7 protein-coding genes are annotated in these 7,865 nt (G+C 65.3%); 2 read left to right on the plus strand and 5 right to left on the minus strand.

All coding sequences use genetic code 11. From position 1 onward, the window contains the following. Nucleotides 1–102: 102 nt before the first annotated feature. Nucleotides 103–2,652, plus strand: a complete 2,550-nt coding sequence (locus ACTIIH_RS12210) for a UvrD-helicase domain-containing protein (protein WP_441452040.1) — start codon at nucleotides 103–105, stop codon at nucleotides 2,650–2,652. Between the two features lie 117 nt (nucleotides 2,653–2,769). Here the strand turns inward: ACTIIH_RS12210 and ACTIIH_RS12215 are convergent, their stop codons facing one another. The 4 genes from ACTIIH_RS12215 to purN all read right to left on the minus strand — a co-directional run bounded on the left by ACTIIH_RS12215 (nucleotide 2,770) and on the right by purN (nucleotide 5,648). Beyond that, nucleotides 2,770–2,952 (minus strand): Rv0909 family putative TA system antitoxin, encoded by a 183-nt coding sequence (locus ACTIIH_RS12215; RefSeq protein ID WP_025779915.1) that lies wholly within the window; start codon nucleotides 2,950–2,952, stop codon nucleotides 2,770–2,772. A gap of 136 nt (nucleotides 2,953–3,088) precedes the next feature. Beyond that, a complete protein-coding gene (locus tag ACTIIH_RS12220; RefSeq protein ID WP_240812112.1) occupies nucleotides 3,089–3,325 on the minus strand; it encodes a DUF3017 domain-containing protein in 237 nt (78 codons plus the stop codon). Nucleotides 3,326–3,431: 106 nt separating this feature from the next. Continuing rightward, nucleotides 3,432–4,976 carry a bifunctional phosphoribosylaminoimidazolecarboxamide formyltransferase/IMP cyclohydrolase gene (gene purH / locus ACTIIH_RS12225; RefSeq protein WP_441452043.1) on the minus strand — a complete coding sequence of 515 codons (1,545 nt, stop codon included), beginning with the start codon at nucleotides 4,974–4,976 and terminating at the stop codon, nucleotides 3,432–3,434. Between the two features lie 48 nt (nucleotides 4,977–5,024). After that, nucleotides 5,025–5,648, minus strand: coding sequence for a phosphoribosylglycinamide formyltransferase (purN, locus tag ACTIIH_RS12230; protein ID WP_441452045.1), 624 nt, complete (start codon nucleotides 5,646–5,648; stop codon nucleotides 5,025–5,027). A 102-nt stretch (nucleotides 5,649–5,750) separates the two neighbouring features. Between purN and ACTIIH_RS12235 the strand changes: the two genes are divergently transcribed. Further along, complete coding sequence (locus tag ACTIIH_RS12235) at nucleotides 5,751–6,203, plus strand: hypothetical protein (RefSeq protein WP_025779906.1); 453 nt, start codon at nucleotides 5,751–5,753, stop codon at nucleotides 6,201–6,203. A 136-nt stretch (nucleotides 6,204–6,339) separates the two neighbouring features. Here ACTIIH_RS12235 and ACTIIH_RS12240 read toward each other — a convergent pair whose 3' ends face one another. Continuing rightward, complete coding sequence (locus tag ACTIIH_RS12240) at nucleotides 6,340–7,656, minus strand: cell division protein PerM (RefSeq protein WP_145997962.1); 1,317 nt, start codon at nucleotides 7,654–7,656, stop codon at nucleotides 6,340–6,342. Nucleotides 7,657–7,865 lie beyond the last annotated feature (209 nt).

Genomic DNA, 7,865 nt, shown 5'->3' on the forward strand with positions numbered 1-7,865 from the left:
GACGGCGGCCCAGCAACCTTGCGCGAGGTTGCTGGGCCGCCGTCAGGTAGTTCTGAGGGGTGTGAGCTCGTGTCTGAGGCTGACGGTATCGTTGGGGGCGACATGACTGCTGCAGCTGAACACACCGACCATGCCGCCGGCGCCGACTCCCGGGCGGCCGAACTCCTCACCGGACTCAACCCCAGGCAGCGCGAGGCCGTGATCCATACGGGATCCCCGCTGCTCATCGTCGCCGGAGCCGGATCGGGCAAGACGACGGTGCTCACCCGACGCATCGCCTACGCCTTGGCCACCGGTCGCGCCCACCCCGGCGAAGTCCTGGCGATCACGTTCACGAACAAGGCTGCGAAAGAGATGGCCGAACGCGTGTCCTCGATCGTCGGCCCTGCCTCCCGCGCCATGTGGGTCTCGACCTTCCACTCCTCGTGTGTGCGCATCCTCCGCCGCGAGGCGAAGGTGCTGGGCATGAAGTCGAATTTCACGATCTACGACGCCCAGGATGCCCAGCGACTCGTCGCCCAGATCCTCAAGGAGCTCGGCCTCGACACGAAGAAGTACGCTCCGCGGGCCATTCTGCACCGGATCTCGAACCTCAAGAACGAACTGCAGACCCCCGACGACTTCATCCCGCGGCCCAACAATCCCGCCGACGAGGTGCTCGCCGACGTCTTCAAGCGCTACACCTCCCGTCTGCGCCTGGCCAATGCCTTCGACTTCGACGACCTCATCGCGGAGACCGTCCACCTCTTCGGTGCCTTCCCCGAGGTGGCCGATTCCTACCGTCGCCGGTTCCGCCACATCCTCGTCGACGAGTACCAGGACACGAACCCCGCACAGTATTCTCTGATCAAGGCCCTGGCCGGTGACGGAGCAGGAGGGCCGAAAGGTGCCGAACTCACCGTCGTCGGCGACGCCGATCAGTCGATCTATGCCTTCCGCGGCGCCACGGTGCGCAATATCGTCGAGTTCGAGAAGGACTTCCCGAACGCTGACACCATTCTGTTGGAGCAGAACTACCGGTCGACGCAGAACATACTCGACGCCGCCAACGCCGTGATCGCGAACAACGACGACCGCCGCGAGAAGAAGCTGTGGACCTCGGAGGGCTCCGGCGAACAGATCGTCGGCTGGGTGGCCGAGAACGAACAGGGTGAAGCCCGGTTCATCGTCGACCGCATCGATGACCTCATCGATGAAGAGAAGTACACCTACGGAGACTTCGCGGTCTTCTATCGCACCAACGCACAGTCACGCGCCATCGAAGACGCACTGGTCCGCTCCGGAATCCCGTACAAGGTCGTCGGCGGCACCCGCTTCTACGAGCGGAAGGAGATCAAGGACGCCCTCGCCTACCTGCGCGTTGTCGCCAACCCCGATGACGACGTCAACCTGCGCCGAATCCTCAATGTGCCCAAACGCTCCATCGGCGACCGCACCGAGGGCATCATCGCCGACTTCGCCGACCGAGAGAACATCAGCTTCTTCACCGCCCTGGGCCGCCTCGACGAGATCCCTCACCTGAGTTCGCGCGCCCTGACCTCAGTGCAGAAGTTCTACGACCTCATGCAGGATCTGCGCTCCACCGCCGAGTCCTCCCCGCTCTCCCGCGTCATCGAGGCGATCCTCGAACAGTCCGGATACCTCGAATCCCTGCAGAAGAGCACCGACCCGCAGGACGAATCCCGAGTCGACAACCTCGCCGAACTCGTGGCCGTGGCCGAGGATTTCGTCGCCACTCGGGAGGCTGCCGCGGTTGCGGAACCGGACACCCCGGATGACAGCGACACGGACAACGGCGCCGAGGCGACCGCCGAAGATCCGACCGCAGCAGAGACCGAAACCCCCGCCGAGGCGGTCGATCCCGACGTCGATGACGCCGGTTCCGCTGACGCCTCCACCGCCCCAGGCGTCGGCGCGGCGGCCATCGATCAGTTCCTCGAGCAGGTGGCTCTGGCCTCGGATACGGATCAGATCCCCGATACCGAACTCGGCCAGGTCACGCTGATGACTCTGCACACGGCCAAGGGCTTGGAGTTCCCGGTGGTCTTCCTCACCGGGCTCGAAGACGGAGGATTCCCGCATTCGCGTTCCTTTGAGAATCCGCAGGAGCTGTCGGAAGAACGACGTCTGGCCTATGTCGGGCTCACCCGAGCTCGGCAGCGGCTGCTCGTCACTCGCGCCGAAACACGGAGCATGTGGGGTCAGCCTCAGTACAATCCGCCGAGCCGGTTCCTCTCCGAGATCCCGGAGAACCTCATCAACTGGGAGAACACGGGAAGCTTCTCCGGTGGCTTCGGGTCCGGAGGCTTCGGCTCCGGTGGTTACGGTTCCAGTGGATTCGGCTCCGGCGGTTACGCCTCCGGCGGCTATTCCGGCGGTTTCGGGTCGTCGCGGTCGTCCGGCGGCAGTTCCCGCTCACGCTCGAGTGCGAGTTCATCGACACCGGTCGCCGGATTCCCCAACCGGATCCGCCCCAACCGCGAGGTCATCTCCGTCGAGGTCGGTGAGAAGGTCTCACACGAGTCCTTCGGGCTCGGCACCGTCACCGAGGTCAACGGCGTCGGAGACAAGACCGTGGCCGTCGTCGACTTCGGCTCGGCCGGATCGAAGCGGCTGCTGCTGCGCTACGCCCCGATCGACAAACTCAGCTGAGCCGACCGCTTCGGTGGACGCACGGTCCGGCACCGTGCCGCGAATAGAGAGAGCGCCGAGGAGAACTCACGTTCTCCTCGGCGCTCATCCATGCCGGACGCGGCTATGGCTCAAAGATCATTCGTTGCCCAATTTGCCATCGGCACCTTCGCGACCCTGGTTGATCTGGTCTTCGAATTTTCCGCCGGTGGCGTTGTTGGCGGCGTCAGCAGCCTTGTCCAGGCCCTGGTCGCTGATCTCTTCACCCTTATCGCTATTCAAGGCGTCCTTGGCTTTGTTCGTAAGATCGTCGAGTCCCATGCTGTCTCCTTTCATCGGAAAAGGTTCTGAGCGAACCTCTGACGCCACTCACCTTGCCATTGTTACCGGCGTGGCAACACCCGCGCGTCGCAGTTCTCAGCGAATGCACATAAAGAATGTCGCCGAGACCGAATCATCAGCGGGTCAATGGCACGAGGAACGCCAGCACGACCAGCAGTCCGGCGAACAGCAGACAGGTGGCGATGTCAACGGTCTTCGACCGGTTCGTCCACACATCGGTCCACGGCGGCGGCATCGCCCGGAACCCGGCGAGCCCGGCGGGGACGACCGCGAGGACGACAGCACCGAGGCGGAAGTCGACGATGGAGCACGCCGCTGCCGCGGCGACGCCCAGAAGACAGCCGAGCAGCACCCAATCACGCCTGGTGGGATGCGCGTACCGCCGTTTCCAATAGATCCATCGTTTCGAGATCGGCCCTCTCCCCCGCCGTGCATGGCGGGGATGAGGCCGTTTCATCTCAGTGGAAGAAATGGCGGCTCCCGGTCAGGTACATCGTGACTCCGGCCGCCTCCGCAGCCGCGATGACCTCATCGTCGCGGATCGATCCGCCCGGCTGCACCACGGCGGTGACTCCTGCATCGATGAGGATCTGCAGACCGTCGGGGAACGGGAAGAAGGCGTCCGAGGCAGCGACCGCTCCCGTGGCGCGTTCGGCTCCGGCACGTTCGACGGCGAGTTTGGCCGAGTCGACGCGGTTGACCTGACCCATTCCCACACCCACCGAGGCACCGTCCTTGGCGAGCAGGATGGCGTTCGACTTCACGGCCCGCCCGGCCTTCCACGCGAATTCGAGATCCGCGAGGACCTCGGGTGCAGCTGCCGGACCGGCGGCCAGGGTCCAGTTCTCGGCGGAGTCTCCGTCGGCCTGGAAAGCGTCACGGTCCTGGACGAGGAATCCACCGCTGATCGGCTTGATCTCGGCTGTGGGCACATCGATGTCGCCGAGTTCGAGCAGTCGCAGATTCTTTTTCGTCGCGAGCATCTCGAGCGCCTCCGGGCTGAACGACGGAGCCGCCAGGCATTCGGTGAAGATCGGCTTGATCGAGGCGGCCAGCTCGGCGTCGACCTCCCGGTTCGTGGCGATCACACCGCCGTAGGCCGACAGCGGATCGCATTCGTGCGCGGCCTTGTGCGCCGCGGCCGCAGTCTCACCGACGGCGAGTCCGCAGGGATTCGCGTGCTTGATGATGGCCACGGCCGGCTGGTCGAAGTCGAACGCGGTACGGATCGCGGCATCGGTGTCCGTGTAGTTGTTGTACGACATCGCCTTGCCGCCGAGCAGCCTCGCCCCCGCGATTCCCACGGTTCCGTCCGAGTAGACGGCCGCCGCCTGATGCGGGTTCTCCCCGTAGCGCAGGTCGGCGATCTTCTCCCCGGTGAGACCGGCGAATGCGGCCTTCTCATCGGTGGCGAGCTCCGCGGCGAACCAGGAGGCGACCGCCGCGTCGTAGGCCGCGGTGTGGGCGAAGGCGCGGGCGGCGAAGGTGCGACGGGCCTCGATGTCGAAGCCGTGACCGGCGGCAGCGTCGAGAACGGCCGAATAGTCGGCCGGATCCGTCACGACGGTGACCGTGGGGTGGTTCTTCGCCGCCGCACGCACCATCGAAGGTCCGCCGATGTCGATCTGTTCGATGCAGTCATCGAAGCCGGCTCCGCTGGCGACGGTGTCGGCGAACGGGTAGAGGTTGACGACGACGAGGTCGAAGGGTTCGATCTCGAGTTCGGACAGCTGCTCGAGATGCTCGGGCTTGCGGGAGTCAGCGAGGATGCCGGCGTGGACGCGTGGGTGCAGGGTCTTGACCCGTCCTTCGAGGCATTCGGGGAACCCGGTGAGCTCTTCGACCTTCGTCACCGCGACTCCCGCCTCGGCGATCTTCGCAGCCGTGGATCCGGTCGACACGATCTGGACTCCGGCTGCGTGGAGGCCGCGAGCCAGCTCCTCCAGGCCGGTCTTGTCGTAGACGCTGATCAGCGCTCTCTTGATCGCACGGGTTCCTGTCACAGATCCTCCTCGAGGTTCGATCGCCGGTCGGTTCTTCGCACGGCGGGGTCAGTGGGCGGTCATCGCCGAGGCGACATATCCGCGGACATGTCGACCATCGACGACGAGGTCGGTATGGGCCAGGTGCGCGAGCAGGCGCACGAGCTCTGCGCGTTCACGGGCCTTGATGTTCTCGTGCACGGTCTCCTCGGTGTCGTCATCGCCGATGGGAACCGCGTACTGGGTGATGATCGGTCCGGTGTCGACTCCCGAATCGACGAGGTGGATGGTTCCACCGGTCAGCTTCACCCCGTGGGCGAGCGCATCGCGGACTCCGTGTGCCCCGGGAAACGATGGCAGCAGCGCCGGATGGGTGTTGATGATCCTGGATGGGAAGGCGTCGACGAAGACGGGGCCGAGGATGCGCATGAATCCGGCGGAGATCACCCAGTCCGGGGCAAGCTCGGCCACCGTGTCCTTCAGCGCCCGGTTCCATTCGTCACGGCCGGCGTAGTCCTTGGGTCGGACGACGAAGGTGGGAATCGCATGCCGTTCTGCCCGCTCCAGGACCCCGGCCGTGGTCGAGTCGGCTCCGATGGCGACGATATCGACTCCGCGGGTTCCATCGGCGAAAGCGTCGATGACGGACTGCGTGAGGGTACCGGAACCGGATGCCAGAAGAACGATGCGCACCCGCACAGTCTAACGTCTGCAGCTCGTGGACGATGCCCGACGGTCACCCTGCGGACACGGGCCGCCGAGGCATTTGTCAGTCGACTGTGAGAAACTGATCCGGTGACGTCACCGCAGAATACCGAAGAGAAGAAAGCGCCGACTCCCGAAGAGGAGGCACAGGCCGCACCCGCACGGCATGGACTGGTCCTGATACTGCTGATCCTCGCCTCGGTGCTGACGTTCACGTATCAGCTGCCGTTCAAGCTCGCCGCCATCGGCTTCGCCGTCGCCGCGGTCGTGTGGTCGGTGAAGTACATCGTCGCCGTCGTCAGAGCCAAGCAGCGCCGGAACATGTCCTTGGGCATCCTCGGCGGTCTGCTCAGCATCTATCTCATCTTCTCCACGATGTCCTCGGTCATCCTCTGGCCGGTGCAGTCGAAGTACGAAGAATGCCTGCGCGATGCGATCACCCAGCAGGCCCAGATCTCGTGTACGAGCGACTATCAGTCCGGCCTGGGCGACTGGTTCAAGCAGATCACCGGCCAAGACCTCGAACTGCCCGGCACCAACTGATCCACGGAGCCCGGCCCCGATCCTTCTGGCACCGATCCTTCTGGCGCCGGCCTTCAGCGCCGGCCTTCAACGCTGTTCCCCTCACCGCGGATGCCCTCGCCTCACGCTTGACCCCTCACCGAGGCGGCATCCCCGTCTATCGCGGTTCGTCGTCGTTGACGACGCCGTCGACCGGCTCCGGCTCGTCCTCGCCGAATGCCTCTGATCCGTCTGCCTCATCGAAGGCATCCTCGTCGTCTCCATCCTCATCGTCATCGGCGAAATCGGAGTCGACGGTGTGCAGACCGGAGAGTCTGATCAAGAGGAGTCCGGCGGCCATGCCCGCACCGATCCACCCCGTGATCGCCGGTGCCGACGTCAGTGCCGAAGGTCCGAACCCGGACAGGCCCAGTGGGCCCATGGCTCCGCGGGCGAACAGGGCGAGGACCTCGACGATGACGAACAGTATCCCGATCGCGATTCCCAGTCCGATCCACGACTGCTCGGCGATGTCGCGAGCTCGGTCGCGGCCGAGGATGACGCACAGCAGCCCGAGCAGCACTAGGAGTCCCGGTGCGGCCGCCGTCCACGCCGGATAGTCCCCGCTCAGCAGCTGCAGCACGTGCACATCGGGCACCGGAGCGGAGGTCGAGGTGAATGCCGAGCTCGTCCCGGCCCCGCCGATGCCCACTCCCGTCCCGGCAGTCCAGGACACGGCCGAGTAGACGATGCTCGGGGCGAAGAGCGCCTGGACGACGATGAGACCGATGCCCGCGGCGACCGGTGAGCTGTAGACCTGCAGAGTATCGGCGACGTCGCTCCAGCGGATCGCGATTCCGACGAGGAGCACGATCACTCCGAGGGCCGCTGCCGCCCACAGCAGACGGCGGACGAGTCGGACGGCGACGCTGAAGGTCTCATCGGCGATCGGGGACAGGCCGGGAATGTCACCGATTCCGCGGACCCGGATGAGGGCCCAGGCCACGGCCGTGAGGAGGAAGAGGACGAGCCGGAGGAATCCGAACGGCGTCACCGCGGCCTGTCCGACCAGGATCGCCAGCACCAGGAGTGGACCCGCGTAGGCCACGACGTAGGTGCCCAGAGCTGTTCCCATGAGCGCCCACCATCCGCCGAGGTCGTCCTCGCTCTCGGTCGGACTGTCCGCTGCCGTGCCACCGACCACACGTTTGGCGCCGGCCGCCACCAGGAACCACAGGCCGACAGTCACGAGACTCGGTGCGAGTGAGAAGTCGAAACCGAGGGTCGAGACACTCAGCCCTGACACCGTCGCCCACAGTGCGAATGCCCATTCGGGAATCGCCGAATAGGGCAGCTGTGAGCCGAGCCCGATGATCCAGAAGACGGTGGCGATGACGAATCCTGCGGGGACGACGATGAGATCGATCTTCGCGACTTCCATGAGGACCGCGAGGATCGTGCGCCGGTAGGGCTGAGGGTGTGGAGAAGTGTGCATCAGGACCATTTTCGCCTAACCCGTCTCGGCTTCCCGGTATTGACCACGCGATTCCCTGTTCCGGGAAGTACAATTGCGCCAGGACAGGCTTGTACACGCAAAGGATGACCCCACGATGAGCAACGGGAACGATCACCCCAATTTCCCGCCACCACCCAGCGAGCCTCCGGAGACCGGCGGACCGAAGCCTGAGTCGGAGCCGCCGACGG

The organism is Brevibacterium sp., assembly GCF_052105255.1.
In the GTDB taxonomy this organism is placed as follows: Bacteria; Actinomycetota; Actinomycetes; order Actinomycetales; family Brevibacteriaceae; genus Brevibacterium; species Brevibacterium linens_B.